Here is a 26,271-nt window from a genome sequence, read left to right on the forward strand (position 1 = left end):
GCTGGCCAGCAAGCCGCATATTATACCCCTATCTGTTTCGCTAGAGCTAGGGGTGAGCCCTTATTTCTCGTCGCCCGGGGCAAGTTCGCGACGGAACTCTTCCAGCAGACGTCGATCCTGCTTATCCAATGTGGCCTCGTCGAGCAACTCCGGCCGACGCAGCCAGGTCCGGCCCAACGATTGCTGCCGCCGCCAGCGCGCAATGGCGCCGTGGTTGCCCGACCGCAGCACCTCCGGCACATCGCCCCAGGCATGGCTGGATGGATGGCTGTAGTGCGGGCAGTCCAGCAGCCCCTGCGGGCCTTCGAAACTGTCCTGGGCTGCGGATTCGGCATCGTTCAACACGCCGTCCTGCAACCGGGTCACCACATCCACCAGTACCGCCGCACCGAGCTCGCCACCGGACAATACGTAGTCGCCGATGGAGATTTCCATGTCCACGGCCTGGTCGAGAAAGCGCTCGTCGACACCTTCATAGCGCCCGCACAGCAGCACCATCCGTGGCAACTGGGCCAGCTCGCGCGCCAGTGACTGGGTCAGCGGACGCCCTTGCGGGCTGAGGTAGATCACCGGTGCCGGCCGCGCATCGGCGGCTTGCGCCGCTTCCAGACAGGCCCGCAACGGCTCGATCAACATCACCATGCCGGGGCCGCCACCGAAGGGACGGTCGTCCACCCGGCGGTAATTGCCCTGCGCATGGTCGCGCGGATTCCAGCCCTGCAATTCCAGCAGCCCACGTTCCTGCGCCCGCCCGACCACGCCGAACGCCGCGCATTGCGCGATGAACTCGGGAAACAGACTGATGACGTCGATGCGCACTGGGGAATCGGGACCGGGGAATGGGGAGAGCAAGAGCGGAGCCGAAGCACCGCTTCGATCAGAAATCCGGATCCCAGTCGACCACGATCAGATTGGCCTCGAAATCCACCGACTTGACGTACTCCGGCAACACAAACGGGATCATCCGCTCACGATCGCCGCGCACCACCACCACATCGTTGGACCCGGTGGAGAACAGATGCGAGACCGTGCCGAGCTTGACGCCCTCCACGGTTTCCACCTGCAAGCCTTCCAGATCCACCCAGTAATACTCATCGGGCTTGGGCGGCGGCAGCGCACTGCGGGCCACATAGATCTCGGTCCCGTGCATGGCTTCGACGGTGTCGCGGTCGGTGATGTCGGGGAACACCGCAATCAGGTTCTTGCCCTGATCGCGTCCACGGACTCCACTGAGCACCGACTCCTGACCCGACGGCGTGCGCACGATCCACGGCTGATAGCGGAAGATCGCACTGCGCGGCTCGGTCCAGGATTCGAGCTTGAGCTCGCCCTTGACACCAAAAGCGCCGACAATCCTGCCTAACAGGATGCGGCGCTCGGTCGGCTTCATATGTGTCGACTCTGGGCCAGGCAGTGATGCCCGGCCCTCAAGATCAGGCCGCAGCGGCCTGGGACTTGGAGGCTTCGCGATACAGGTTACGCACCTTATCGGTCAGCTGTGCGCCCTGGCCGACCCAATGGTCGACGCGTGCAACGTCCAGCACGACGCGCGGTTCGGCGCCCTGCGCAACGGGGTTGTAATAACCCAGACGCTCAATGTTGCGGCCGTCGCGCGCGCTGCGCACGTCGGTCACGATGATGTGGTAGAACGGACGCTTCTTGGCGCCGCCGCGGGTCAGTCGAATCTTGACCATGGTGTGTAGTCCTAAGTTGCCCAGTCGCCAGGGTGGCGCGGTAAGCCGGCGATTATAGCGGGCCCCGGCGGCGAAGCCAACCCACCGGCCGCCAGCGCCTGTCATCACTCAGATCGCTTGCCAGGGCTGGGTCTGCAGGGCCTGGGCCAGCAGCGGCAGCTGGGCAGTATGCGAACCCCAGCGGGCCGGCCCCATCGCCACGATCGCCTGCTGCCCCCGCGCATTACAGGCAAACGCCCCATCAAACCGGTCCAGTTCGTCCAGCGGTACCGGCCGGCGGATCTGGCTGACTCCCAGCGCCTCCAGCCCGGCCTGCAGCAGCTGTTGGCGGGTGCCCAGCAAGGCCGGGCCCTGCGGCCAGACCACGCCGCCGCGCTCCCACAGGCCAAGATTCCAGAACGCGCCTTCCAGCACCCTGCCCTGCGGGTCCTGCAGCACCACGTCGTCGTGATCGGCATTCATCGCCAGCCGCCGCAGGTGCAGCAGCGGGAACGTGCCGACATGTTTGAGCTCCGGCTGCTCGCGAACGTAGGGGGTCACCTGCACACGCAGCCCGGTGTCGGGCATGTCCAGCGGCGGCGAGACCGCTACCAGCACATCCAGCGCCACCTCGCGCAGCGGGTTGCGGAAGTCGTACTCCTGCGCGAACACGGTAATCCGCACACTGGCGTCGGCCATGGCAGAGGCCTGCAGGGCCGTCTGTAGCTGCGCACGCACCTGCGCGGGAGTGAGTTCCTGTCCGAACAATGCACGGCTGCCCTCCTGCAGCCGCTGCAGATGCAGCTCCAGGCCCTGGGTGGCGCCGCCACGCACCTGCAACGAGGTGAAGTGGCCGTAGTTGACAAGCGCCGCGGCGCCGAGCTGGGCCGCGGTAGCAGGCGCGCCGTTGCAGAAGATCACCGGCACACGCGTGCCTGTGCCTGGGCCCACCACTGCGTGACGAGGTCGGCGGCCGGCTGCGCGGGTGCCATCCAGGCGGACTGCCCGGCCCAGGCCTGCAAGGCGTCGAGGCGATTCTCGCGGGCGGCCGCCTGGCGCATCACCGCCGTCAGCGCGCGCTGAACCGGATAGGGCGTCGGCGGTGGCGCGTCCACTGCGGCGGCGGCGCGGACGTAAGCCGTGGCGATCGACCGCCCCAGGCGCCCGGAAAATGCACGTGTTGGCCAGGTCTGCTCCGGCTCTGTGGCCGCCAGGGCGTCGGCCCAGGCGCCGGGCAGCGCCGCTTCGGGCGTGCGCAACAAGCCGGTGCCGATCTGCACCGCGCTGGCGCCCAGGGTGAGGGCCGCAGCAATTCCACGTGCATCGGCAATGCCGCCGGCGGCGATGACCGGAATCTCCAGGTGGTCGACCAGACGTGGCAGCAACGCGAACAATCCGGTCATCTGGCGCTCGGCCTGGCTGGCATCAAACGCGCCGCGGTGACCGCCGGCCTCGGAGCCCTGCGCAACCACCGCATCGGCGCCCGCCGCCTGCGCCGCGCGTGCCTCTTCCAATGTGGTGGCGCAGGCGAACCAGGCGATGCCGGCGGATTTCAGGCGGCTGACCTGATCGGGCCGGAACACGCCCATGATCGAGGAGGCTACCGCCGGGCGGGCCTCCAGCAATGCATCGAACTGCGCATCGAAATCAGCCGGGGGGGCATCGCCGGCATCGGCCGCCACCGCCGGGCCCCACTGCCCCAGAAATGCACGCATGCGCGCTTCGGCATCGGCGTCGCGGTCGGGCGCCGGATCGGGGATCCACAGATTGATCTGCGCAGGCCCGTCACTGGCCTGCCGGAAGGCCTGCACCCAGGCCACGATGTCCTGCGGTTGCGAGAGCACAGCGCCCATCGCGCCCATGCCGCCCGCCGCGGCCACCGCAGCCGACAACGGCACCGGGCAGGCGCCGGCCATCGGGCTGAGCAGGATCGGCACGCGCAACCCGAAGCGCTGGCAGAACGCGGCAACGTGCGCATAGGGACCATCTGTCGCCAGGGTGGCGGCGGCCATGTCAGTGCGCGCCTTCCAGCAAGTGCACGATCCTGGGCCACTGCATCTGCCGCGCCAGGTCCAGCGCGGTCTTGCCGCTCGGAGTGCGCAAGGTGGGGTCGGCCCCATGCTGCAGCAGCAAGGCGACTGGCTGGTAATTGCCCGCAAGCGCATCGCGCTGCAACAGCGTCCAGCCTGCGTCATCGCGCAGCTGCACCATCTCCGGCTGATCGCGCAGGCCTTCGTCGAACTTGGGGCCCATGTTCTCGCTCATTGGATGCTCCTGTTGCAGTGGATCTTCGACCGCTGGCGCAACAGGCGTGCCCTTGCCGCCGAACATCTTGTCGAACAGACCCGGTTTGCGCGCCGCAGCCTGTGCCGGCACCAGCCGCACCGCGCCGGGCTCACCGAAATCCAGGCCCCAGGCGGCATCGTGCTCGGCGCGCTCGTCCGGCGCCATGCCACGCCGCATGGCATCGATGGTATGGCCGCCGTAGACCTTGCCGTCGACCACGTACATCCAGTCTTCCAGATCCGCGAACGGCGCCGACACCGCGTCGCCGGCTGTCAGTGCTTCGATCCATTCCGGTTCGTTGAGCAGGCTGCCGGAGATCTGCTCGCCGTCGAAGTGCACATCGGAGATCCACATGTGCTCATGCGTTGGCGCACCGTGCACCTCCTGCGCGGCGCTGTCGGTGGCGAACGGCAGTTTGACTGCGGCCATGTCCAGGCCCGGAACGATGCGGCGGTATTCCCAGGACAACTCACGCCAGAAGAATTTGAACGTGTCGCGCGCGGCGATATAGCCCGCCTGCAACGCGGCATCCTGGTTGTCTGCGAAATACATCCGGGTATCGCTCATCTGCTGGCGCTCCTGCCAAGAAAGAGGCCACACGCTACTGCAGCCATGCAGCGAGGGCAACGCGTACACTACAGATGTAGCGCGATGCCGGAGCCGTGAGTGCATAAGCCAAACCGCTGCTGGAAGGCATTGGTATGCGAAAACGAACCCATCGTGGCACGGCCCGGCCAGGGAGACATCATGGCCATTGTCCCTGCGCCTGGCGTGCGCTCGCCAAATTCAGAACCGGCGCCCACGCGGCATGGCGCTCAACGCCGATCAGTTACTGCAACGGCAACGGCAGGACATCCCGGTACCAGTCTTCCACCATCACATCGCGCAATGCGAACGCGCGCACGGCCTGGGGACGCTGCACAAACGCACCCCACAGGCGAATGTCGACAAATGCCGATGAGGGCCGCGTGCGCCACGCCGCCGGACCGAAGAGACGAACTTCCAGGCAATAGAAGCCATCGGCGATGCAGGTGATTTGCCTGCACGCAGGTGTTGCCGCACTTGCCCATAGGTGCTCGAGATCCGGGCCACGGACGAGCTTGAAAACACGCAGCTCGCCCTGGGTGCGCCCGGTGCAATTGTCGGGCAAGGGCAGCGGCTGGTCGAAGTGTTCGGCGGCCCAGGCGCATTCCAGAGCCAGCACATCGCCCTGGCTCAGTTGCAGAAAATAACGATGAAGATGGGTATTTTCTTCCCGCCATGACGAAGCGGGATCCGGCGCTGCCGTCACGTCCCACGCATCCTGCGCGCTGCCGAATAACAGCACCGACCCGCTTGGCGCCGCACGCATTGTCGTCGTTTCCAATTGCGCATGCGGCAGCACACGCGCTTCGTCTTCGATACGCACTCTTGGCGTGCCGTCATCGCACTGTTCATAACGCAGATGCGAGCCATGCGCGGGCCGCCACGGCAGCGCAAGCCGGTCCGGCTCCGGCACGCACACCCAAAGACTCACTACACCTGGCGAAGGGCCATACGCCTGACCGATGCCGACTGAGTACACGCCGGTTTGCCCGACCGACACACGCACCTCGCGCGTTGCGAAAACGTCCAGCCACTGCGGATGGTTGGCGGCGGGACGCCAGAGATCGCAGCGCCACTGCGCAGGTGCGTCGCCGTCGTTCGGTGCGCGGTGAAAAGCGAGCACCAGCGCATCGCCTGTCCGCAGGAAAACATCGACCGTCGTACAGACGTCCTGCCGCGGGTAACGCTCTTCTTCGTAGGCGGCGACGTCGATGACATGGCGTCGCCATTGACGCGGCGTGTCCAGGCCAGGCCGCAGATCAGCGGACCGCAGCGGCGTGTTCGGCAATGCCGCCAGGCGGATGGCCGACTTCGACTTCGACTTCGACTTCGGCATTGGCGTCGGCGGGGTATCGGACACCGCAGCTGCACCCGGCGGTTCACCAGCGACGTTTGCGCGCGCCTCGGCGCGTTCATCGATCAGCCCGGCGACCACCACGACCACCACCCAATACACCACCACCGCCAGCAGCACCGTCCAGCCAGTGGTCGACTGCAGCGCCAGCGTGATCGCCAGCGCGAGTTCCAGGCACCGTCTACCAGCCACGGTACTCATGCGCGTCAGCGCCTGGAACTCAGCGGAACGGCATACCGCCGCGGCCGCCCATGGCGCCCATCATGCCTTTCATGTTGCGCATCAGGCCCTTCATGCCGCCGCCGGCCAGCTTGCCCATCATCTTTTCCATCTGCTGGTACTGCTTCATCAGCTTGTTCACGTCGGCCGGCTGCATGCCGGAGCCGCGCGCGATGCGGGCGCGGCGCGAGCCGTTGAGCAACGCCGGATTGCGGCGTTCCTTCTTGGTCATCGAGTTGATGATGGCAATCATGCGCGGCACTTCCTTGCCGGTGACCTGCTGCTTGACGTTGTCCGGGATCTGGCCCATGCCCGGCAGCTTGTCCATCAGCCCATGGATGCCGCCCATGTTCTGCATCTGCTCAAGCTGTTCCTTCATGTCGTTGAGGTCGAACTTCTTGCCCTTGGCGACCTTGGCGGCGAGCTTGGCGGCCTTTTCCTGGTCGACGCTGTGCTCGACCTGCTCCACCAGCGACAGCACGTCGCCCATGTCCAGGATGCGGCTGGCCACGCGGTCCGGATGGAACACGTCCAGGCCGTCGGTCTTTTCGCCGGTACCGACGAACTTGATCGGCTTGCCGGTGATGTAGCGCACGCTCAGGGCCGCACCACCGCGCGCGTCGCCGTCGGTCTTGGTCAGCACCACGCCGGTGAGCGGCAGTGCCTCACCGAAGGCCTTGGCGGTATTGGCCGCGTCCTGGCCGGTCATCGCATCGACCACGAACAGGGTTTCGGTGGGATTGACCGCGGCGTGCAGCGCCTTGATCTCGTCCATCATCGCCGCATCGATCGCCAGGCGGCCGGCGGTATCGACCAGCAGCACGTCGGCGAAGGACTTGCGTGCGTCGCTGATGGCGGCACGCACGATGTCCACCGGCTTCTGCGAGGCATCGGAGGGGAAGAACAGCACGCCGACCTGTTCGGCCAGGGTCTTGAGCTGCTCGATCGCGGCCGGGCGATAGACGTCGGCCGATACCACCATGACCTTTTTCTTGCGCTTTTCCTTCAGGTGCTTGGCGAGCTTGCCCACGGTGGTGGTCTTGCCCGCACCCTGCAGGCCCGCCATCAGGATGATGGCCGGCGCCGGCACATTGAGGTTGAGGTCGGCAGCGGCGGCGCCCATGACGGCGGTGAGCTCGTCGCGCACGATCTTGATCAGCGCCTGGCCGGGGGTCAGCGACTTGAGCACTTCCTGGCCCACCGCGCGCACCTTGATGCGTTCGATCAGGGCCTGTACTACCGGCAGCGCGACGTCGGCCTCGAGCAGCGCAATGCGCACCTCACGGGTGGCTTCGCGGATGTTCTCCTCGGTCAGGCGGCCACGGCCACGCAGGCGCTCCATGGTGCCGGAGAGACGTTGGGTAAGGGACTCGAACATGCGCAAGGGACCGCGTAAGGGGAAACGGGTGCCGATTATAGCGGCACCGGCTGACGGCCTGCCCCGGCCAGGGCCGCTACCCGGGACCAGCGCCCCTGTCCTGCCCGACATGGTCAGCTCGCCCAGGCCGCCCAGGCCGCCCGCGTCGCCGCCAGCCCGACAAGCGCCAGGTCGATGCCCGGCCCCACGACTGCTCGCTGCCAGCCTCTCAACTCTCGCGACCCACAGCTGCTGCTTCACGAATCCCGATTCCCGAATCCCGGCCCCACCAATATGCGAAACTTCAACGATGACAATCGTTCTCATCGCCTTTGCCCTGTACCTGCTGGCCGCCGGACTGCTCACCCGCGCCGTACTGCGCGATGGCAACCAGTCGCCCGCGCGCTGGCTGCTGCCGGCCCTGGCGGCCGTGGCGCTGCATGCCGGCTACCACGTGCTGGTGGCGTTTCGCACCGCGGGCGGGCCGGACATGCACTTCTTCGCGGCACTGTCGCTGACCGGGCTGGGCATGGCCGGGCTGACCGCGGTGTTTGGCGGACGCGGGCGCATGGCGGCGGTGGGCGTGGTGGTGTTTCCGCTGGCGGCAATCCTGCTGGCCTGCTACCACGGCTACGGCCACGAACCCAGCGCGGATCTGGGCTGGCGGCTGGAGCTGCATGCCTGGATGGCGCTGCTGGCCTACGCCACGCTGGGGATCGCCGCGTTGCTGGCGATCATGCTGTGGCTGCAGGAGCGTGCGCTGCGCCGGCGCGACTTCCACACCTGGCTGCGGGCGTTGCCGCCATTGACCGAGCTGGAAACACTGCTGTTCCGCACGATCACGGTGGGCTTCATTTTGCTCACGCTGACCCTGCTGACCGGCCTGCTGTTCGTGCAGGACTTCCTGGCCCAGCGGCTGCTGCACAAGACCGTGCTGAGCATCCTCTCGTGGATCGTATTCGGCGCGCTGCTGATCGGCCGCTGGCGCAACGGCTGGCGCGGCACCAAGGCCGTGCATTGGACGCTGACCGCCATGGCGTTGCTGGTGCTGTCGTTCTTCGGCAGCAAGTTCGTGATTGAACTGGTGTTGGGGCCGCGCGGCGGCTGAGGGCGGTGGCGCGATGCGGCGATGTTTGAGGCGTCGAGGCCTATCCATCGCTCGCGATTGATCAGGCACGCCAGTCTGCAATGTTAGCGATCACTAAGGCCGGTGTTACCGGCTGTGTACGCTCGCTGCGCTGAGACGCACTGCGGCCGCCGAGGTGGCTGCAGTTACAGCCACGACCAGCAACGCGCCGCTACCTCACCGCCACGCCGGGCGTCATCGACGCACGCGCCGGACGATCTCGTCTGCAGGAGCAGCCCCGCGACCACCCTCACGCATCCAGCGCAGCGACCACCGACGTCCACGGCTGCTCCGGCCCGGGGGCCGCAAAGTGGTAGGCAATGCGCCGCCGATAGACCTGGCCCGGGCGCAGGATCGCCGGCGGGAACCCGGGCTGATTGGGCGCATCCGGATAGTCCTGCGGTTCCAGGCAGACGCCGCGCCCCAGGCCGGGATGGTGGCTGTCCAGATGCTGGCCTTCGTACAGCTGTACCGCCGGCGCATCGCTGGTGATGCGCAGCGCAACGCCGCTCTGCGGTGAGTACAGCTCGGCGATGCAGTCGTTGTGCGCGTCCTTCGCCAGCACCAGGCACTGGTCGTAGCCCTTGCCGAGCTGGATCTGCGGGTGATCCGGAACCACGCGGTCAGCCAGCGCAGCAGGCGTGCGGAAATCGAAGGGCGTCCCCGCGACCGAGGCGATTTCGCCGGTCGGGATCGATTCGGCATCCACGGGGAGATAGCGGTCCGCAGGCACGCGCAACACCTGCGAGGCCGCGCGTGTCTGCGGGTCACCGGACAGATTGAAATACGGGTGATGGGTGAGGTTCAACGGCGTGGGGGCATCGCAGTGCGCTTCGAAATCCAGATGCAGGCGATTGCCCTGCACCTGCAGCTGCGCGCGTACCTGCAAGGTGCCGGGGTAGCCTTCTTCGCCATCGGGCGAGGTGTAGCCGAGCACCACCCGATTCGGCACCTGCTCCAGCACCTCCCACACGCGCCGCCCGAAGCCACGCAGCCCCCCATGCAGTTGGTTGCGCCCTTCGTTGGCGGCGAGCACGTGGGTCACGCCGTCCAGGGTGTAGCGGGCGCCAGCGATGCGGTTGCCGAAGCGGCCGACCAGGATGTTGAGGCTGTCGTTGTCGGCGGCGTAGGCGGGCAGATCGGGAAGTGTCAGCACCAGCGGCACGCGGCCTTGCGGGGTGGTCAGTTCTAGCGCGTGCAGGATGCCGCCGTAGGTGAGCACTTCCGCTTCCAGGTCGCCATCGCCACGCAAGCGCAGCGCATGCACCTGGACACCGTCCGCCAAGGTTCCGAACACTCGCTGCATGAAGACACCCGCCGATGAAGTGAGCGGCGAGCATAGCGGCGCCACCGGCCCGGCACCATGGCGCGGCGCACATCCTGGCGATGCGATGCCACCTGGTACGCCACCACGCACTCGCAGGCGGCAGAGCCTGCCAGCCTGCAGATGTGGCAGGAAGCAACGTGGCCTGTGGCGCAGACAGGCGAGGCCGCACGCACTACGCTTGCAGCGCCAGCGCTCGCCGACGCACCGCCCCCGCACTTGCCCTCGCCCATTCCTCGACAGGAGCAGCACACCGATGCAGTGGATTTCCAACACCTTGCGGCACCCGCGTTCATGGCTGTTGCCGGCCGTGCTGATCGCACTGACGCTGAGCGGCAATGGAGCGCAGGCGGCCGATGTGCAGGTGCGCGGCACGCTGCAGGTAGAGAAGCCAGGCGCGCAGGTGTCGCGGCATCTGTTCGGCCAGTTCGCCGAGCACCTGGGCAACGGCGTGTATGGCGGTCTCTGGGTTGGACCGGAGTCTTCCATTCCCAACACGCGCGGCTATCGCAACGACGTGCTGGCGGCACTGAAGGCGATTGCGGTGCCGAACATCCGCTGGCCCGGTGGCTGCTTTGCTGACGAGTACCACTGGCGCGATGGCATCGGCGCGCCCGGTCAACGCCCGATCAGCGTCAACACGCACTGGGGCGGCGTGGAAGAGTCCAACCGCTTCGGCACGCACGAATTCATGGACTTCACCGAGCTGCTGGGCACCGACGCGTACGTGGCTGGCAATGTCGGTAATGCCGCGCCGGACGAAATTGCACAGTGGGTGGAATACATGACCGCCGGCACGCGCTCCAGCCTGGCCGAGCAACGCCGCACCAACGGCCGCCAGGCGCCGTGGAAGGTGCCGTTCTTCGGCGTCGGCAATGAGTTGTGGGGCTGTGGCGGCAACATGCGGGTGGAGTACGCCGCCGATGTGTATCGGCGCTACCAGACCTTCGTCAAGGCGCCGTCCGACCAGAAGATCCTGAAGATTGCGCCCGGCCCCAACAACGACGATTACCACTGGACCGAGGTAATGATGCGCGAGGCGGGCACGCTCATGGATGGCCTGAGCCTGCATTACTACACCGTGCCTGGCGGCTGGCCGCCGCGCGCCTCCTCCACCGACTTCGACGAAGCCGCCTGGATCGAGACGCTGTCGCGCACGCTGGTGATGGACGAGCTGATCACCAAGCACAGCGCGATCATGGACCGCTACGACCCGGCCAAGAAAGTGGCGTTGGTGGTGGACGAATGGGGCACCTGGTACGCCGGCCTGCCTGGCGCCAACCCGGGTTTTTTGCACCAGCAGAACAGCCTGCGCGATGCGCTGGTGGCAGCGTTGAACATCGACATCTTCAGTGCGCATGCCGATCGCGTGCGCATGGCCAATATCGCGCAGATGATCAACGTGCTGCAGGCGATGATCCTGACCGATGGCGACCGGATGGTGCTGACCCCGACCTATCACGTGTTTGCGATGTACAAGCCGTTCCAGGATGCCACCCACCTGCCGCTGCAATTGCAGACCCCCGACTATCGGCATGGCGATGCCCACGTGCCCGCCGTGCATGGCTCGGCGGTCAAGGCCAAGGATGGGCATGTGTATGTGGCACTCACCAATCTGGATGCCAACAGCCCGGCCACGGTCAGCGTGGCGGTGGACGGGGTCAGCATGCGCGGCGTGGACGGGCAACTGCTCACCGCACCGACGATCACCGCGCACAACACCTTCGCTGCGCCCCGCACCGTGCAACCAACCGCCTTCACCGGCGCGCGGATCCAGGGCAACACGCTGCAGGTGGCGCTGCCGGCGCGGGCGATCGTGATGCTCAAGTTGCGTTGACGTGGCAGCGCTGCGGGCGACGCATGCAGCGCTGGGGGACGCCGCCACGCTGCCATCACGCCTGCACACCGCACCGCGTGCGCGATGGCGGCATGACGGGTGCTCACAGATGCATGGTGTGTGCGCAGGGCTGCTGATTGGTGCGCATCGCTCTTTGACGACTATGTGGATGACTCCGCGTCGGTCGGGCGCGCAAGTGTTTCGCGTAACGCGGGCAGCGAAATCCGCCAGTCGTCCGGCAGCCGCTCCAGCACGTGCTCCATGAAGGCGCGCACCTTGGGGGTGAAGTCGTGCCGGTCTGCTACGCACAGATACAGCCGCAGCGGCTCCAGCGCGAATGGCGTGGCCGTGCCGCCAGTGCCGGAAACGAACAGCGGCTGCAGCTGTCCGCGCAGCAGATACGGCTGCACCACGAACGCGGCCAGGCGCGTGATGCCACCGCCGGCCGCGGCCATCGCGGCCAGTGCATCGACATCGTCGCTGACCAGCGCACGGCCGAGGTCGGGCTGGAAGCGCACGCCATCGCGGATGAAATTCCAGCGCAAGTAGCGCCCATCCACCGGGTAACGCAGCAGCAGGCAGTCGTGATATTTCAGCTCGTCCGGCGTCTGCGGCGCGCCGCAGCGCTGCAGATACGCCGGCGCTGCGCACACCACGAACGGCACATCGGCGATGTGGCGCGCGACAAGGCCGTCCTCCAGTTGGGCTTCGATGCGCAGGCTCACATCCACGCTTTCCTGCGCGTGCTGCACCACCCGGTCGGTGCACAGCAGTTCGATCTCCAGCCGCGGGTAGCGCTGCCGCAGTGACGGCAACATCGGCGCCAGCACATGCCGCGCGAAGGCGGCGGTGCTGGCCACGCGCAGGCGGCCGGCCGGGGCCTGCTGCGGGCCGGCCACCAGTTGCCGCGCGCGCTCCAGGTCGCGTTCGATCTGCCGCACCTGCTCCACGTACAGCGCGCCGCGTTCGGTCAGCGCCAGGCTGCGCGTGGTCCGGTGCAGCAGGCGCACACCCAGGTGTTGCTCCAGGCGCGCGATGTTCTGGCTCACCGCGGCCGGGCTCACACCCAGGCGCTTGGCGCCGCCGGCGATGCTACCGGCATCCACCGTGCTGACGAAACTACGAATGGACTGAAGAATGTTCATATGCCCAGCCAGTGTTACCAATGGATTCGTAAGATTTGCTTACGTAAGCCACAAGGCTACGCGATCTACCGGCCTGGGTGAGCCGCTTCTACAGTGGCCGCTCCACCGCACTCCACCCGAGGCCACCGCATGTCATCCACCCCCACCGCCGTAGCCCGTGCTCGCTGGAAGCTGGGCGTGCGCGCCACCCCGTTCGTGTTCGCGTTCTACATGGCCGCGATCATGGCGCTGCTGATGTGCCTGGTGATCACCGGCGCCAACACCGGCCTGGCTGCCGGTTACCTGTGGCGGGTGCTGGATGCCTACCGTATTGCCATGCCCACTGCATTTTGCTGTGTGCTGGTGGTGCGCCCATTGGTCGTCCAACTGGTGGCCTGGACCGTGCATCCGCCGCGCTGAGCTGCGCCACCTGTGGCTGCCGGCAGCGGCCGGGTTTGCCACCGCAGGCAGGTGCTGCCGCGCAGCATCGCGCCAAGCCGGTTTGCGACCGCCGTCATGGCTGGCCGCAATGATTCCGGAATGAAATCCACGGAACTGAACTACAACCGCAAATTGCTTTGACTCTGTACCACCGGCTGCGCAGCGTCGCCCCTCCACGAACCCGGGTTCGTTTTGGAGACAGAGGCAATGAACATGCGATGCAATGTTGCTGTGCAGGTCGCCGTGCTACTGGGAACCGCCTGTGCAGCGCTCACCCCGCAGCTGCGCGCACAAACACTGGTGTGGGAAGACAATTTCAACGGCCCCGCCATCGACGGCAACACGTGGACCTATGACGTCGGCAATGGCTGCCAGATCGGCTTGTGCGGCTGGGGCAACGGCGAGATGCAGTACTACACCAGCCGGCCCGAGAACGCGCGCATCGAAGACGGGCGGTTGGTGATCGAAGCGCGCCGTGAAGCGTTTCAAGGCATGCCGTTCACGTCGGCGCGGCTCAAGACCGAGGGCCGCATGCACTTCAAGTACGGCACGCTGGAAGCACGCATCAAGACGCCGGTGGTCGGCAACGGGCTGTGGCCGGCGTACTGGATGCTCGGCACCATCGGCGTGTGGCCCGGCCGCGGCGAGATCGATCTGATGGAAGCCGGCATGGCCGCGGCAATCGCCAACGGCACCGCCAATCGGCGCATCGGCGCGGCCGTGCACTGGGACTACAACGGCGCGCAGGCCGACTACGACACCAGCTACACCCACCCGGTGAACCTGCACAACGACTTCCACGTGTACCGGATGACCTGGGACCCGAACGTCATCCGCATGAGCATCGACGGCCAGCAGTACTTCGAATTTGCGATCTCCAATATCGAAGGCGCCTCGCTGCACGAATTCCATCAGCAGCATTACCTGCTGCTCAATCTGGCTGTCGGCGGCACGTTCACCGGCATCAACACGCCGGGCGGTGTGACCGCGCCGCTGCCGGGCAAGATGGAAGTGGATTACCTGCGGCTGTATCAGAACCCCGGCGCGTCGCTGTATGTGGGCGCACAACACACCGCGCCGGCCGGGCGCTTTGGTGTGTTCACCGATCAGACCGACACCGCTGCGCGGCTCACCTTCGGCCAGGACGCGCAGCTGTATCTGTGGAACAACCTCGACCCGATCGCGCAGGCGCCGTTCGAAGGCGGCAACGTGATGGCCTACCGCGCCAATGCCGGCGCCTGGTATGGACTGGGCATCCAGACCGACTACCGTGACATGCGCAATTACGCGGGCGGGTCACTCAAGTTGCATCTGAAGACCACCACGCCGTCGACCTTCAAGATCGGCATCAACACCAGCTTTGGCGACAGTTGGGTGGACTTCGTGCCGGGCGGCAATCAGTACGGCCTGGTGCGCGATGGCGTGTGGCACGAGGTGAGCATCCCCTTCAGTGCCTTCTACGATCTGGATCTGCAATCGGTCAAACAGATGTTCATGCTGGTGGCCGACCCGCCGGCGAGCCCGGTGGAGATCGCCATCGACAAGGTCTACTACCAGAGCCGTTGAGCGCCGGCAGCGCACCCTTGTCTGCATCGCTACGCATGCGGCGATGCAGACTAAGAGCGGCTAACAAAACGTAGCGAGCAGCCGTCAGGTGGGTGCGGACGGCGCGGAGGAACCGGAGTGTACGTGGGTACATGAGGATTCCGAGCACCGGCCGCGCCCGCCTGGCGGCTGCGCAGTCGTTTTGATAGCTGCTCTGAGCAGTAAGGCGACTCAGCCGGCCTCGCCCTTCAACAGCCCGATCAGCTGGCGCAGGCGATAGGGTTTTGGCAGGAAATCCACTTGTGCCGGCAGCGGCGGCAACTGTGCCTTGGCAAAGCCCGAGGCCAGGATGATGCGTGCCTGCGGCAGCAACTGGCTCACCTGTTCGCTCAGTTCGATACCGGACATGCCGTTGGGCATGCGGATGTCGCTGAACACCACGTCGTAGGGGCCGTTCTCGCGCAGCATGCGCAGCGCACTGTGGCCATCGTCGGCGGTATCGACGGTGATGCCGGCGTCGCGCAGCGCTTCGCCGATGAGATCGCGCAGTTCCTGTTGGTCTTCGACCATCAGCAAGCGCAGGGAATCAGTCATGCTCGGCCTCCAGAATTGCCGGGAGCAACAGGGTCACGGTGGTGCCGCGGCCGGGCGCGGTCTGCAGATCGACAAAGCCGCCGGATTGCGCGGCAAACCCGTGCACCTGGCTCAAGCCCAGGCCGGAGCCCTTGCCGACTTCCTTGGTGGTAAAGAACGGCTCGCTCGCACGCTGCGCCACCTGCGCAGACATGCCCGGGCCCGTGTCGCTGACGGCGATGCCGACATAGGCGCGCGCGGAGCCGTGCGGGTCGTCCAGCGGTGCGCGCTGTTGCGTGGACGCAGACAGCACGATGCTGCCGCCGGCAGGCATCGCATCGCAGCTGTTGAACACCAGGTTGAGCAAGGCTGCCTCCAGTTGGCCGGGGTCCACGCGCACATCGGGCAGCGCGTCGGCAAAGTCCACGCGCAGGCTGATGCCGGCCGGGCAGGCGCGCCGCAGCAATTCGAGCGAGCGCTCCACCACCGCCGCGGGTGCGTGGCGCTCGGGCACCAGCCGTTGTCCACGGGCGAAGGCGAGCAGCTGCCGGGTCAGCAAGGTGCCACGATCCACCGCGGTCTGCGCGGCCTCCACCAGCATGCGCGTGCGTGCATCCTCGCCGGCGCGCAGCGCGATCAGGTCCAGGCTGGTCACCATCACCGTCAGCAGGTTGTTGAAATCGTGCGCCAAACCCAGCGTCAGGCGCCCCAGCGCTTCGACTTTCTGCGATTGCAGCAACGCCTGCTGCGCGTGCTGGAGCAACTGCTGGGCTTCATGGCGCTCGGTGATGTCGCGGGTGACCTTGGCAAAGCCGATCAGCACGCCATGCTCGCGCACCGGCTCGATCACCACGCTGGCCCGGAAGCGGCTGCCGTCCTTGCGCAGGCGCCAGCCCTCGGCGGAAAAGCGTCCTTCGCGCAACGCCGTGTCCAGCGATCGGGCAGGCTCGCCACGCTCGGCATCTTCGGGCAGATAGAACCGCGAGAAATGCGTGCCGAGCACTTCGTCGGCGCGGTAGCCCTTGATGCGCTCGCCACCGGGATTCCAGCTACGCACGAAGCCCGCGGTATCCAGCAGATAGATCGCGTAGTCGGACACGCTCTGCACCAACAGATGGCATTGCCGGCTGTCGTAAGAAAGCGGCCCAACGCTGTCCACGGCCGTTTCCGCATCCATCGCGCGGTTTCCCCCGGAAAAGCGCGCGACCATAGTGACGGAGCCGTGAAGGCAATGTGCAAGCCAACACGGCTGTAAATCCGTCAAAAAACCGGCGATTTGCGTGTGAAATTTATCGGCTACCATGACCGCCCTCCCAGTTTGGTCCACACCTTCATGCAGAACATCACGACCTCGCGCGACCGCTGGATCTGGGTGATCGCAGCAGGGTTGATGGCCGGCACGTTGGGGGTGGAGCTGGTCACGCCGCTGGGGTATGCGGTGTGGCTCACCTATTTTGTCGCCGTCGGCGTCACCGTGTTCCAGAACCATGTGCGCGTGCCGCTGGTGGTGGGCGTGCTGTCGTGCGTGTTGCTGGCAATCGGTTTCCACCTGGCCCCGTCCAGCACCAACTCGAGTTTCTCCTCGGTCAACCGCAGCATCGGCGGCATCTCGTTCCTGGCCATGGCGCTGGTGGTGATGCAGGCGATCCGCGCGCGCCGCCAGGCCGAAACCGCGCTGTGGCTGCAGCAAGCTGAAAACACCGTGGAAGCGAGCCTGCGCGGCGACCAGAGCCCGGAAGCGCTGGCCGATGCTGCCGTGCGCGCCCTGTGCGACACGCTGCAGGCGCAGGTCGGCGCGCTGTACCGGCTGGAAGGCGAGCGCCTGCGCCTGACCGGCGGCGCCGCGCTGGCCGAGGACGTGCCGAGCACCCTGCCCACCAACCTCGGCCAGCTGGGCGAAACCCTGCAGCGCGGCAGCGTGCGCCGCGTGCGTGGCGTGGATGCCGGGCACCTGCAGATTGCCTCGAGCCTGGGCAAGAGCGATTGCCAGGAATTGCTGCTGGCGCCGGTCACTGCCGACGGCCGCATCATCGGCATCGTCGAGCTGGGCCGCACCGGTGCGCCGGGCACGGCCGCCACGCGCGAAGAAGAGCTGCTCAGCCGCTGCGGCGAGAACATCGGCGTTGCCTTGCGCACCGCGCTGCTGCGCGCCCAATTGGTGAGCCTGCTGGAAGAAACCCAGCGGCAGAGCGAAGAATTGCAGACGCAGCAGGAAGAACTGCGCGTGGCCAATGAGGAACTGGAAGAACAGAGCCGCAGCCTGCAGCAGTCGCAGAGCGATCTGGAACAGCAGCAGGCCGAGCTGGAACAGACCAACGTGCAGCTGGAAGAACGCACTCAGGCGCTGGAGGCGCAAAAACAGGCCTTGCTGGTGGCGCAGGGGCAACTGGTGCGCAACAGCAACGAGCTGTCCACCGCGTCGCGCTACAAGTCCGAATTCCTGGCCAACATGTCGCACGAGTTGCGCACCCCGCTCAACAGCTCGCTGATCCTGGCCAAGCTGCTGGCCGACAACAAGGACCACACGCTCACCGCCGAGCAGGTGAAGTACGCGCAGGCGATTCATTCGTCCAACAACGACCTGCTTGCGCTGATCAACGACATCCTGGATCTGTCCAAGATCGAAGCCGGGCATGTGGAATTGTCGGACGACACCGTGGCGATGAGCTCGGTGGTGCAGCGCCTGCGCGACACCTTCGAACCACTGGCGCGGCAGAAAGGCCTGCAGCTGGAGATCAGCGCCGACGCCGCCGCGCCGACGCAATTGGTGGTGGACAACCAGCGCCTGCAGCAGATCCTCAAGAACCTGCTGGCCAATGCGATCAAGTTCACCGAGCACGGCCAGGTCAGTCTGGCGGTGCAATCGCACGGCAACGGGCGCGTGCGTTTTGTAGTGTGCGATACCGGCATCGGCATTGCGCGCGAGCAGAGCGAGGTGATCTTCGAAGCGTTCCGCCAGGCCGATGGCAGCACCCGCCGGCGCTATGGCGGCACCGGGCTGGGTTTGTCGATCTCGCGCGACCTGGCGTTGCGCATGGGCGGCAGCATCAGCGTGGACAGCGAGCCCGGACGTGGCAGCTGCTTCACCCTGGAACTGCCCGTGGATGGCGCACCGGCCGAGGCAGCTGCCCCGGCTGCTGCACCGGCCACGCACCTCGCGCCCACTCCGCGCAGCGACACCGCGCAGCTCTTTGCAGCGCGCACGTCCGCCGCGATCAGTGCTGCGCCGGTAGCGATGCCTGCCAGCAACGCGGCACCGAGCGTGCGCGCCGACGATGACCGCGATCAGCGCACCCGCCCCGGCCGCCTGATCCTGGCGGTGGAAGATGAAACCCGCTTTGCGCAGGCCCTGGTCGACCTGGCGCACGAGCTCGATTTCGATTGCGTGGTGGCGCCCAATGCCGAAGAAGCGCTGCGGCTGGCCGCGGAACTGCGCCCCAGCGGCATCCTGCTCGACATCGGCCTGCCCGATGCCTCCGGCCTGAGCGTGCTGGAGCGGCTCAAGCGCGACCCGGCCACCCGCCACATCCCCGTGCACGTGGTCTCGGCGCTGGAGCGCAGCCAGATTGCGCTGGAGTTGGGTGCGGTGGGCTACCTGATCAAGCCGGCCACGCGCGAACTGCTCGCCGGGGCGATCCGCCAGCTGGAAGAAACCAACGCCCGCGCACTGCGCCGCCTGTTGATCGTCGAAGACGACAGCGCGCTGCGCGCCAACCTGGAACTGCTGCTGGCCCGCGATCAGCTGGAGATCGTCGCAGTCGGCACCATTGCCGAGGCGATGGACCAACTGGGCAGCGCCACATTCGATTGCATGGTCACCGACCTCGCCCTGCCCGACGGCAGCGGCTACGACCTGCTCGAACGCATGGCCGGCAACGATGCGGTGGCCTTCCCGCCGGTGATCGTCTACACCGGCCGTGCGCTCACCCGCGACGAAGAACAACGCCTGCGCCGCTATTCCAAGAGCATCATCATCAAGGGCGTGCGTTCGCCCGAGCGCCTGCTCGATGAGGTGACCTTGTTCCTGCACAGCGTGGAAGCCTCGCTGCCCAGCGACCAGCAGCGCCTGCTGCGCGAAGCGCGCCGCCGCGATGCGGTGCTCGATGGCGCCACCGTGCTGCTGGCCGAAGACGACGTGCGCAACATCTTCGCGCTGTCCAGCGTGCTCGAACCGCTGGGCGTCACCCTGCAGATCGCCCGCAACGGCCGCGAGGCGCTGGAGCACCTGGCCAAGCACGAGGTGGACCTGGTGCTGATGGACATCATGATGCCGGAGATGGATGGCATCACCGCGATGCGCCAGATCCGCGCCAACCGCCAGTGGCAAGACCTGCCGATCATCGCGCTGACCGCCAAGGCGATGGCCGACGACCGCGAACACTGCCTGCAGGCCGGCGCCAACGACTACATCGCCAAGCCCATCGACGTGGACAAGCTGGTGTCGCTGTGCCGGGTGTGGTGCTCGCGGCAATGACTGCGGTGGAGCTGTTCGACCTGGAGCTGCGCGTGCTGCTGGAAGCGGTCTACCAGCGCTACCACTACGATTTCCGCGATTACGCGGTGTCGTCGTTGCGCCGGCGCATGCGCCACGCCATGGGCCGCTTCGACTGCGCACGCGTGGCCGATCTGCAGCACCGCTTGCTGCACGAGCCGGACACCTTTGCCCAGGCAATGCAGTTCTTTACCGTGCAGGTCTCGGAAATGTTTCGCGACCCGGCGTATTTTCGGGTATTGCGCGAACACGCGGTACCGGTGTTACGCACCTATCCGTCGATCAAGCTGTGGGTGGCCGGCTGCAGCACCGGCGAAGAGGTCTGGTCGCTGGCGATCCTGTTGCACGAAGAAGGCCTGCTGGAGCGCGCGGTGATCTACGCCACCGACATCAATCCCGAAGCACTGAACATGGCCGAGGCCGGCGCCTACGGCATCGACCGTATTGCCCAGTTCAGCCGCAACTATCTGGACGCTGGCGGCCGCGGTTCGTTGTCGGATTACTACACCACCGCCTACGACGGCGCGGTGTTCGACCGCCGGCTCAAGCGCAATATCGTGTTCGCCGATCACAGCCTGGCCACCGACACGGTGTTCTCCGAAGTGCATCTGGTGTCGTGCCGCAACGTGCTGATCTATTTCAACCGCAGCCTGCAGGACCGCGCGGTGGGCCTGTTCCACGATGCGCTGGTGCACCGTGGCTTCCTCGGGCTGGGTAGCAAGGAGTCGCTGCAGTTCGGCGCCCATGCGCAGGCCTTCGAAACCTGCGCGCGCGAGCAGCGGTTGTACCGGAAGGCCGCATGAGCCCGGCCAGGTCGCAGTATCTGGAATTCGATGCCATCGTGATCGGCGCTTCGGCCGGTGGCGTGATGGCCTTGCAGACGCTGTTGTCTGGCCTGCCGGCCACGCTGCCGATGCCGGTGCTGGTGGTGCTGCATTTGCCGCGCGACCGCCCCAGCCAGGTGGCCGAGCTGCTGGATGCGCGCTGCGCGCTGCCGGTGCGCGAAGCCATCGACAAACAACCGCTGCAGCCCGGCACGGTGACCATCGCGCCGCCGGACTATCACCTGCTGGTGGAAGGCCGCGACAGCCTGGCGTTGTCGATGGATGCACCGGTGCTGTTCTCGCGCCCGGCGATTGACCCGTTGTTCGAATCGGCTGCCGATGTGTTCGGCCAGCGGCTGCTCGCGATCCTGCTCACCGGTGCCAGCAGCGACGGCAGTGCCGGCGTGGCCGCGGTGCGCACCGCCGGCGGAAGCGCGTGGATCCAGCGCCCCGACGATGCCGCCTCTCCCCTGATGCCCGCCTCCGCCCTCGCCCATGCCGGCGCCGATGCGGTGCTCACCCTGCAGGCGATCTGCAGCCGACTGGAAGCCTTTCACGCATGAACCTCACCGCGACCAGCGCCGCCGCCCGCAGCGACGAACCCGCCAAGATCCTGATCGTCGACGATGTGCCGCAGAACCTGGTGGCCATGGAAGCGCTGCTGCAACGAGAGAGCATCCAGGTGCTCTGCGCGGCCTCCGGTGCGCAGGCGCTGGAGCTGCTGCTCGAACACGATGTGGCGCTGGCATTGCTGGATGTGCACATGCCGGAAATGGACGGCTTTTCGCTGGCCGAGCTGATGCGCGGTTCGCAGCGCAGCCGGCATGTGCCGATCATCTTTTTGACCGCCTCGCCGAACGACCCGATGCGTGCGTTTCAGGGCTATGAGACCGGCGCGGTGGATTTCCTGCACAAGCCGATCGAGCCGCACGTGATCCTGAGCAAGGTCAACGTGTTCATCGAACTGTACCAGCAGCGGCGCCTGCTCAAGGCGCGCAATGCCTCGCTCGAACGCGCGCTCACGCTCAACGAAACCATGATGGCCGTGCTCACCCACGACCTGCGCACGCCGCTGTCGGTGATTCTGCTGTGCGCAGACAAGCTCGGCCTGGACGTGCCCGAAGACGGCTCGGCCGCGCGCACGCTGGAGCACCTGGAAAACAGCGCGCGGCGCATGGCGCGCATGGTCGAACAATTGCTGGATTTCTCACGCCTGCGTACCGACGGGCTGTCGATGCAGTTCGGCCCATGCAACCTGGGCGAGGTGGCGCACAGCGTGGTGGGCGAAGTGGCGCAGGCCAATCCGCACACGCCGATCGAGTTGCGCACCGAAGGCGACCTGGACGGTGACGGCGATGGCGACCGCCTGGCGCAGGTGGTGTCCAACCTGGTCGGCAACGCGGTGCTGCATGGTGGTCGTCACCCGGTGCAGGTGCATCTGGATGGCCGCGAACACGACACCCTGCGGCTGTCGGTGCGCAACACCGGCCACATTCCCGACACCTTGATGCCGCGGTTGTTCGAACCGTTCAAAGCCAGCTTTCACGCCAGCCAGGGGCTGGGGTTGGGGTTGTTCATCGCTGATCAGTTCGTCAAGGCGCACGGCGGCACCTTGCAGGCACGTAACGAAGACGGCGACGTGGTGTTCGAGGCCAAACTACGCCGGCGCAACCTGGCTGCCTGACGCCGGTCTGCGGCACTGTTGGCAACTGCTCCATGACTGGGCGCGGCACGGACAGCAGCAAGCAGCCTCATCCGCACGGCGCAACGCAATGCCGCTCGCAGTTTCCGATGTCGATTTTTGCAGGCTTCATTCGTCGTGATCTGAAGACGCACGCCGTGCGTCCTGCCAACGGAGGTTGTCATGTCGTATATCGATGGGTTTGTGCTTGCCGTGCCCACTGCCAACAAAGAGAAGTTTCTCGAACATGCCCGTACCGGCGATGCGATCTGCCTGGAGCATGGCGCGCTGCGGGTGGTGGAATGCTGGGGCGACGATGTGGCGCATGGGAAGCAGACCGACTTCTACCGCGCCGTGGAAGCCAGCGCGGACGAAACCGTGGTGTTTTCCTGGATCGAATGGCCGGACAAGGCCACCCGCGACGCCGGCATGCAGAAGATGATGGACGACCCGCGCATGGATCCGGAGAACAACCCGATGCCGTTCGACGGCAGGCGCATGATCTACGGCGGCTTCGTGCCGGTCGTCACGCTGGGCAAGGCGGCCCGCTGAGCGCATTGCGCGGCAACTACGGGTGGATGCATTCGCCAGTGGCAGTGCATCCACCCGCCCTGCACAAGGCTGCAGCGGTGCGCGCATTACACTGACCAGCCTGCGTGTACTGCATTGCAAGCCGATGCAGCACACGCCGTGCCGGGCAAATGCGCGTACCCACTGGAGAGCCTTAATGACCGATACACCGCTACTGGTGGCCTGCCCCAGCTGCGCCGCAATGAACCGGCTGCCGCCCTCGCGGCTGCGCGATGCGCCCAAGTGCGGCAGCTGCCATACCGCCTTGTTCCTGGGCACGCCGGTGGCGCTGTCGTCAGCAGATTTCGATAACCACGCGGTACGTAGCGAACTGCCGCTGCTGGTGGATTTCTGGGCCCCCTGGTGCGGGCCGTGCCTGAGCATGGCGCCGCAGTTTGCCGCGGCCGCCGCCAGCCTGGAGCCGCAGCTGCGCCTGGCCAAGGTGGACACCGATCTGCATCCGGTGCTGGGCACGCGGTTTGGAATCCGCAGCATCCCTACCCTGCTGATCCTGCGCAACGGCAAGGAGCTGGCCCGCCAGTCCGGCGCCATGGGCAGCACACAGATCATCGCCTGGGCGCGTTCGGTGCTTTCCAGCCACTGAGTCTGTGCATGCGGATGCGTGCCGCCTGCAGTGTGTGCATGCGGCATACGGCACATGCGCGCGTCAGGCCATGAGGTCGATCAGCGGCCGGCCAACTGGCAGCAGTGGTTGACCCACGCGCAGGTTGCACGATGAGACGCCTGCACGCTGCAAACCGTTTGAACGCTGCAAGCCGTTTGAACGCAGAGCGGCGGCTCGTGGCCGCCGCTCTGCTTACAGCGCTAACGCTTTCGCTTACTGCCAGTTGACGTTGACCGACACGCCCACAATGCGCGGCTCGTTGTAGACCGCGGCCATGTAGTTCTCGATCACGCCCTTGACGTTCTTTTCGTTGGTGATGTTGCGCGCAAATGCCGCCACTTCCCACGCGCCGTAGCCACCGGTGTAGCCCAGCTTGAGCCCGCCCTCGAAATTACCGTCGGCGCGGAACTCGGTAGAGTCGTACAGCACGAAGCTGGTTTCGCCCTGCTTGTTCCAATCGGTGGACACGAAGAACGCGCCATCGTTGCCCATCGGAATGTCGTAGCGCGCGGCCAGGTTGAGGTTGTACTTGGGCGCGTTGGGCAGCGGGTTGCCATCGATCTGCGCGAAGGTGTTGGCACCCACGCGGATGGTGGGGTCGTTGACCGTGCACACCACCACGCCGTTGAGCGCACAGGCCTGCGCATACACGCGCTTGTCCTGGATTTCGCTGTGCAGCAGGCTCAGGCCGGCGGTCAGCGACAGGTTGGAGATCGGGCGCCAATCCAGGTCCGCTTCCAGGCCGTAGGCCTTGGCCTTGTCGGCATTGAACAGCACGCCATTGCCGTCGGCGTCGTTGCCGTTGAGCTGGATGTCGTCCACCGTGTAGGTGAAGCCACTGACATTCAGGCGCAGGCGGTTGTCGAACAGGCTGCTCTTGATGCCCGCTTCCCAGGACAGGATGGTCTCCGAATCGGCGGTGGTGAAGTCCGAGTTGAACACCGCGCTGCGGCCCTGGATTGTGGGGCCGCGGAAGCCGCGGGCCACGCGTGCATACACGCTCAGGTCCGGGTTGATTTCGTACATCGCGCTCAGGTCCCAGCTGGGCTGGGTGTCGGACAGGCGCACGTCGCGACGGCCGCGGTAGGTGACCGCGCCGGCAGCGGTGTCGGCGGTCTTGAGCAGGCGGGTTTCCTTGGTGTCCTTGGTTTGGCGGATGCCGGCGGTCAGCGTGAGCGCATCGGTGGCCTTGTAGCTGAGCTGGCCGAAGCCGGCCCAGGATGTATTGGTGTTGCGCAGGCGCACCCAGTTGCTGGGGTTACGCGCGGCGGTCTGCAGGAAATAGGCGCGCTGGTAGAAATCGGTGGTGTCGCGGCCATCGAAATAGAACCCGCCCACCTGCCACTGCAACGCGTCATCGCCCACGCTGGCCAGGCGCAATTCCTGGGTGTACTGGTCGAGGTCGCGGATCTGCCCCATCGACTGGCCAAACCCGTTCGGCACGCCGTTGACCGGATAGTTGGCCGCCGCGCCGCCGTCAGTGTCGCCACGGCTGTAGCCGGAGGTGGTTTCGTAAGCGCTGATGGAGGTCAGCGACACGCCGCCGAAGTCGTAGACCGCCTTGATCGAGCCGCCATCGGTCTTGTACGCCTGCGGGTTGTCGTGCGCTTCGTCGTAGGCCACGCGGTCGCGCGGCACATCCACCTTGTCGCTGCCCCGGGTCACCGCATTGCGCAGGAACAACGTGGAAGTACCGTCGTAATCGCGCGTGTGTGCGGACGCCAGCACCGAGAATTCCTCGCTGGGCTTGAGCAGCAGCTGCAGGCGCGCGTTGCGGTCGTTGTAGCCGCCCATCGCATCCTTGCGCGGCGTGCGCGTGCCGTCGGCGCTGCTGCCGGCGAAGGTGTTGTCCACCCAATCGTCGCGGTGCTGGTACAACGCCGACACGCGGAACGACAGCACATCGTTGATCGGCCCGCCGAAGCCGCCATCCAGCGAGATAGTGTTGTAGCTGCCATAGCTGGCGTTGACGCGCCCGGTGTAGGTATCGCTGGGTTTGACGGTGTCGAACTTGACGATGCCGGCCGTGGTATTGCGGCCGAACAAGGTGCCCTGCGGGCCGCGCAGCACTTCCACCTGGTCCACGTCATAGACGGGGTTGGACTTGAGCACCACGTGCTCCAGCACCACGTCGTCCTGGATGATCGACACCGGCTGCGAAGCGCCGAGATAGAAGTCGATGTTGCCCAGGCCGCGAATATAGAAGCGCGGGAAGATGCGCCCGGTGGTGGTTTCCGCATAGAAGCCCGGCACCCGGCCGGACAGCGCCAACAGCGTGTCGTCGCCACCGGCGGTGTACTCGCGCATCGCCGCGCCCTGCACCACGCCCACCGACACCGGCACTTCCTGCAGATTCTGCTCACGGTGTTCGGCAGTGACAGTGACCGTGTCCAGCGCGGTCGGGCTGGCTTCGCCCTGGTTCGCCGGCGCCTGTTGCGCGGCCGCGCCGGTGGCCGCCGATGCAAGCAGCAATGCGGCGCAGGCGCGTGCCAGCGGCGTGCGCTGCAGGCCGGCGCTGGAGCGTGTCACGCTGCGTGCGGCAAGGGAGGACAGGGAAGAAGCAACAGGCGAGTACAGCGACATGCGAGGGTGATCCTTGGGTGGGTGGCGCGTGGTTGCGTCCGTTCGGCGTGCG

At 66.3% G+C, this 26,271-nt stretch carries 23 protein-coding genes and 1 other RNA gene; 10 read left to right on the forward strand and 14 right to left on the reverse strand.

The window, feature by feature from the left end:
* Positions 1-60: 60 nt before the first annotated feature.
* The 8 genes from trmD to ffh all read right to left on the reverse strand — a co-directional run bounded on the left by trmD (position 61) and on the right by ffh (position 7,495).
* A complete protein-coding gene (gene trmD, locus QRM60_RS03410) occupies positions 61-819 on the reverse strand; it encodes a tRNA (guanosine(37)-N1)-methyltransferase TrmD (RefSeq protein WP_042596825.1) in 759 nt (252 codons plus the stop codon).
* A 58-nt stretch (positions 820-877) separates the two neighbouring features.
* The gene (gene rimM, locus QRM60_RS03415; RefSeq protein WP_011036397.1) at positions 878-1,390 is read right to left on the reverse strand and encodes a ribosome maturation factor RimM; all 513 of its coding nucleotides are present in this window, start codon (positions 1,388-1,390) and stop codon (positions 878-880) included.
* A gap of 43 nt (positions 1,391-1,433) precedes the next feature.
* Positions 1,434-1,694, reverse strand: coding sequence for a 30S ribosomal protein S16 (gene rpsP / locus QRM60_RS03420; protein WP_011036396.1), 261 nt, complete (start codon positions 1,692-1,694; stop codon positions 1,434-1,436).
* Positions 1,695-1,802: 108 nt separating this feature from the next.
* Positions 1,803-2,600: an aminotransferase class IV family protein gene (locus QRM60_RS03425; RefSeq protein WP_285445717.1), complete on the reverse strand. Its 798-nt coding sequence runs from the start codon at positions 2,598-2,600 to the stop codon at positions 1,803-1,805.
* Positions 2,591-3,685 carry a nitronate monooxygenase gene (locus QRM60_RS03430; RefSeq protein WP_285445611.1) on the reverse strand — a complete coding sequence of 365 codons (1,095 nt, stop codon included), beginning with the start codon at positions 3,683-3,685 and terminating at the stop codon, positions 2,591-2,593. The genes QRM60_RS03425 and QRM60_RS03430 overlap by 10 nt, the downstream gene beginning before the upstream one ends.
* A gap of 1 nt (position 3,686) precedes the next feature.
* Complete coding sequence (locus tag QRM60_RS03435; protein WP_115555619.1) at positions 3,687-4,526, reverse strand: DUF2314 domain-containing protein; 840 nt, start codon at positions 4,524-4,526, stop codon at positions 3,687-3,689.
* 262 nt (positions 4,527-4,788) lie between these two features.
* Positions 4,789-6,018 carry a hypothetical protein gene (locus tag QRM60_RS03440; protein WP_285445612.1) on the reverse strand — a complete coding sequence of 410 codons (1,230 nt, stop codon included), beginning with the start codon at positions 6,016-6,018 and terminating at the stop codon, positions 4,789-4,791.
* A 100-nt stretch (positions 6,019-6,118) separates the two neighbouring features.
* A complete protein-coding gene (gene ffh / locus QRM60_RS03445; protein ID WP_043921677.1) occupies positions 6,119-7,495 on the reverse strand; it encodes a signal recognition particle protein in 1,377 nt (458 codons plus the stop codon).
* 289 nt (positions 7,496-7,784) lie between these two features.
* On the opposite strand from ffh, the gene ccsA reads away from it, so the two are divergent.
* A complete protein-coding gene (ccsA, locus tag QRM60_RS03450) occupies positions 7,785-8,582 on the forward strand; it encodes a cytochrome c biogenesis protein CcsA (protein WP_011036390.1) in 798 nt (265 codons plus the stop codon).
* 268 nt (positions 8,583-8,850) lie between these two features.
* Here ccsA and QRM60_RS03455 read toward each other — a convergent pair whose 3' ends face one another.
* On the reverse strand, positions 8,851-9,906 hold the full coding sequence (locus QRM60_RS03455) for an aldose epimerase family protein (protein ID WP_285445613.1): 1,056 nt from the start codon (positions 9,904-9,906) through the stop codon (positions 8,851-8,853).
* Positions 9,907-10,180: 274 nt separating this feature from the next.
* Here QRM60_RS03455 and QRM60_RS03460 point away from each other — a divergent pair, with 274 nt between their 5' ends.
* Positions 10,181-11,761, forward strand: a complete 1,581-nt coding sequence (locus tag QRM60_RS03460; RefSeq protein WP_285445614.1) for an alpha-L-arabinofuranosidase C-terminal domain-containing protein — start codon at positions 10,181-10,183, stop codon at positions 11,759-11,761.
* Between the two features lie 161 nt (positions 11,762-11,922).
* Here the strand turns inward: QRM60_RS03460 and QRM60_RS03465 are convergent, their stop codons facing one another.
* On the reverse strand, positions 11,923-12,906 hold the full coding sequence (locus tag QRM60_RS03465) for a LysR family transcriptional regulator (protein WP_115555616.1): 984 nt from the start codon (positions 12,904-12,906) through the stop codon (positions 11,923-11,925).
* 129 nt (positions 12,907-13,035) lie between these two features.
* On the opposite strand from QRM60_RS03465, the gene QRM60_RS03470 reads away from it, so the two are divergent.
* Both QRM60_RS03470 and QRM60_RS03475 read left to right on the forward strand, forming a co-directional pair.
* The gene (locus QRM60_RS03470; protein WP_042596814.1) at positions 13,036-13,305 is read left to right on the forward strand and encodes a DUF2798 domain-containing protein; all 270 of its coding nucleotides are present in this window, start codon (positions 13,036-13,038) and stop codon (positions 13,303-13,305) included.
* Positions 13,306-13,533: 228 nt separating this feature from the next.
* Positions 13,534-14,892, forward strand: coding sequence for a glycoside hydrolase family 16 protein (locus tag QRM60_RS03475; RefSeq protein ID WP_285445615.1), 1,359 nt, complete (start codon positions 13,534-13,536; stop codon positions 14,890-14,892).
* Between the two features lie 58 nt (positions 14,893-14,950).
* Here QRM60_RS03475 and QRM60_RS03480 read toward each other — a convergent pair.
* The 3 genes from QRM60_RS03480 to QRM60_RS03490 form a co-directional block, all read right to left on the reverse strand.
* Positions 14,951-15,025: non-coding RNA, sX9 sRNA (locus QRM60_RS03480), on the reverse strand.
* Positions 15,026-15,102: 77 nt separating this feature from the next.
* Positions 15,103-15,465, reverse strand: a complete 363-nt coding sequence (locus QRM60_RS03485; protein ID WP_285445616.1) for a response regulator — start codon at positions 15,463-15,465, stop codon at positions 15,103-15,105.
* Positions 15,458-16,621, reverse strand: coding sequence for a PAS domain S-box protein (locus QRM60_RS03490; protein ID WP_223647649.1), 1,164 nt, complete (start codon positions 16,619-16,621; stop codon positions 15,458-15,460). The genes QRM60_RS03485 and QRM60_RS03490 overlap by 8 nt, the downstream gene beginning before the upstream one ends.
* Before the next feature lie 156 nt (positions 16,622-16,777).
* Here QRM60_RS03490 and QRM60_RS03495 point away from each other — a divergent pair, with 156 nt between their 5' ends.
* The 6 genes from QRM60_RS03495 to trxC all read left to right on the forward strand — a co-directional run bounded on the left by QRM60_RS03495 (position 16,778) and on the right by trxC (position 23,615).
* Positions 16,778-19,918, forward strand: a complete 3,141-nt coding sequence (locus QRM60_RS03495; protein ID WP_115556050.1) for a response regulator — start codon at positions 16,778-16,780, stop codon at positions 19,916-19,918.
* Positions 19,891-20,739 carry a CheR family methyltransferase gene (locus QRM60_RS03500; RefSeq protein WP_193589142.1) on the forward strand — a complete coding sequence of 283 codons (849 nt, stop codon included), beginning with the start codon at positions 19,891-19,893 and terminating at the stop codon, positions 20,737-20,739. Before QRM60_RS03495 ends, QRM60_RS03500 begins: the two co-directional genes overlap by 28 nt.
* Entirely contained in the window at positions 20,736-21,323 is a 588-nt protein-coding gene (locus QRM60_RS03505; protein WP_115539862.1) for a chemotaxis protein CheB, read from the forward strand. Before QRM60_RS03500 ends, QRM60_RS03505 begins: the two co-directional genes overlap by 4 nt.
* A complete protein-coding gene (locus QRM60_RS03510; RefSeq protein ID WP_285445617.1) occupies positions 21,320-22,444 on the forward strand; it encodes a hybrid sensor histidine kinase/response regulator in 1,125 nt (374 codons plus the stop codon). Before QRM60_RS03505 ends, QRM60_RS03510 begins: the two co-directional genes overlap by 4 nt.
* Positions 22,445-22,624: 180 nt before the next feature.
* A complete protein-coding gene (locus QRM60_RS03515; protein ID WP_011036378.1) occupies positions 22,625-22,993 on the forward strand; it encodes a DUF1428 domain-containing protein in 369 nt (122 codons plus the stop codon).
* Positions 22,994-23,168: 175 nt separating this feature from the next.
* Positions 23,169-23,615, forward strand: coding sequence for a thioredoxin TrxC (gene trxC, locus QRM60_RS03520; RefSeq protein WP_103702517.1), 447 nt, complete (start codon positions 23,169-23,171; stop codon positions 23,613-23,615).
* 234 nt (positions 23,616-23,849) lie between these two features.
* On the opposite strand, the gene QRM60_RS03525 is transcribed toward trxC, so the two are convergent.
* Entirely contained in the window at positions 23,850-26,219 is a 2,370-nt protein-coding gene (locus QRM60_RS03525; protein ID WP_285445618.1) for a TonB-dependent receptor, read from the reverse strand.
* Positions 26,220-26,271 lie beyond the last annotated feature (52 nt).

It is taken from the genome of Xanthomonas sp. fls2-241-TYG-148 (assembly GCF_030208815.1).
Taxonomy (GTDB): Bacteria; Pseudomonadota; Gammaproteobacteria; order Xanthomonadales; family Xanthomonadaceae; genus Xanthomonas; species Xanthomonas campestris.

Excerpts from the sequence above, each read along its gene's own strand:
- rimM (WP_011036397.1), bottom strand. The coding sequence starts at position 1,390 with ATGAAGCCGACCGAGCGCCGCATCCTGTTAGGCAGGATTGTCGGCGCT.
- rpsP (WP_011036396.1), bottom strand. The coding sequence starts at position 1,694 with ATGGTCAAGATTCGACTGACCCGCGGCGGCGCCAAGAAGCGTCCGTTC.
- QRM60_RS03430 (WP_285445611.1), bottom strand. The coding sequence starts at position 3,685 with ATGGCCGCCGCCACCCTGGCGACAGATGGTCCCTATGCGCACGTTGCC.
- QRM60_RS03435 (WP_115555619.1), bottom strand. The coding sequence starts at position 4,526 with ATGAGCGATACCCGGATGTATTTCGCAGACAACCAGGATGCCGCGTTG.
- ffh (WP_043921677.1), bottom strand. The coding sequence starts at position 7,495 with ATGTTCGAGTCCCTTACCCAACGTCTCTCCGGCACCATGGAGCGCCTG.
- ccsA (WP_011036390.1), top strand. The coding sequence starts at position 7,785 with ATGACAATCGTTCTCATCGCCTTTGCCCTGTACCTGCTGGCCGCCGGA.
- QRM60_RS03455 (WP_285445613.1), bottom strand. The coding sequence starts at position 9,906 with ATGCAGCGAGTGTTCGGAACCTTGGCGGACGGTGTCCAGGTGCATGCG.
- QRM60_RS03460 (WP_285445614.1), top strand. The coding sequence starts at position 10,181 with ATGCAGTGGATTTCCAACACCTTGCGGCACCCGCGTTCATGGCTGTTG.
- QRM60_RS03465 (WP_115555616.1), bottom strand. The coding sequence starts at position 12,906 with ATGAACATTCTTCAGTCCATTCGTAGTTTCGTCAGCACGGTGGATGCC.
- QRM60_RS03470 (WP_042596814.1), top strand. The coding sequence starts at position 13,036 with ATGTCATCCACCCCCACCGCCGTAGCCCGTGCTCGCTGGAAGCTGGGC.
- QRM60_RS03475 (WP_285445615.1), top strand. The coding sequence starts at position 13,534 with ATGAACATGCGATGCAATGTTGCTGTGCAGGTCGCCGTGCTACTGGGA.
- QRM60_RS03485 (WP_285445616.1), bottom strand. The coding sequence starts at position 15,465 with ATGACTGATTCCCTGCGCTTGCTGATGGTCGAAGACCAACAGGAACTG.
- QRM60_RS03490 (WP_223647649.1), bottom strand. The coding sequence starts at position 16,621 with ATGGATGCGGAAACGGCCGTGGACAGCGTTGGGCCGCTTTCTTACGAC.
- QRM60_RS03495 (WP_115556050.1), top strand. The coding sequence starts at position 16,778 with ATGCAGAACATCACGACCTCGCGCGACCGCTGGATCTGGGTGATCGCA.
- QRM60_RS03505 (WP_115539862.1), top strand. The coding sequence starts at position 20,736 with ATGAGCCCGGCCAGGTCGCAGTATCTGGAATTCGATGCCATCGTGATC.
- QRM60_RS03510 (WP_285445617.1), top strand. The coding sequence starts at position 21,320 with ATGAACCTCACCGCGACCAGCGCCGCCGCCCGCAGCGACGAACCCGCC.
- QRM60_RS03515 (WP_011036378.1), top strand. The coding sequence starts at position 22,625 with ATGTCGTATATCGATGGGTTTGTGCTTGCCGTGCCCACTGCCAACAAA.
- trxC (WP_103702517.1), top strand. The coding sequence starts at position 23,169 with ATGACCGATACACCGCTACTGGTGGCCTGCCCCAGCTGCGCCGCAATG.
- QRM60_RS03525 (WP_285445618.1), bottom strand. The coding sequence starts at position 26,219 with ATGTCGCTGTACTCGCCTGTTGCTTCTTCCCTGTCCTCCCTTGCCGCA.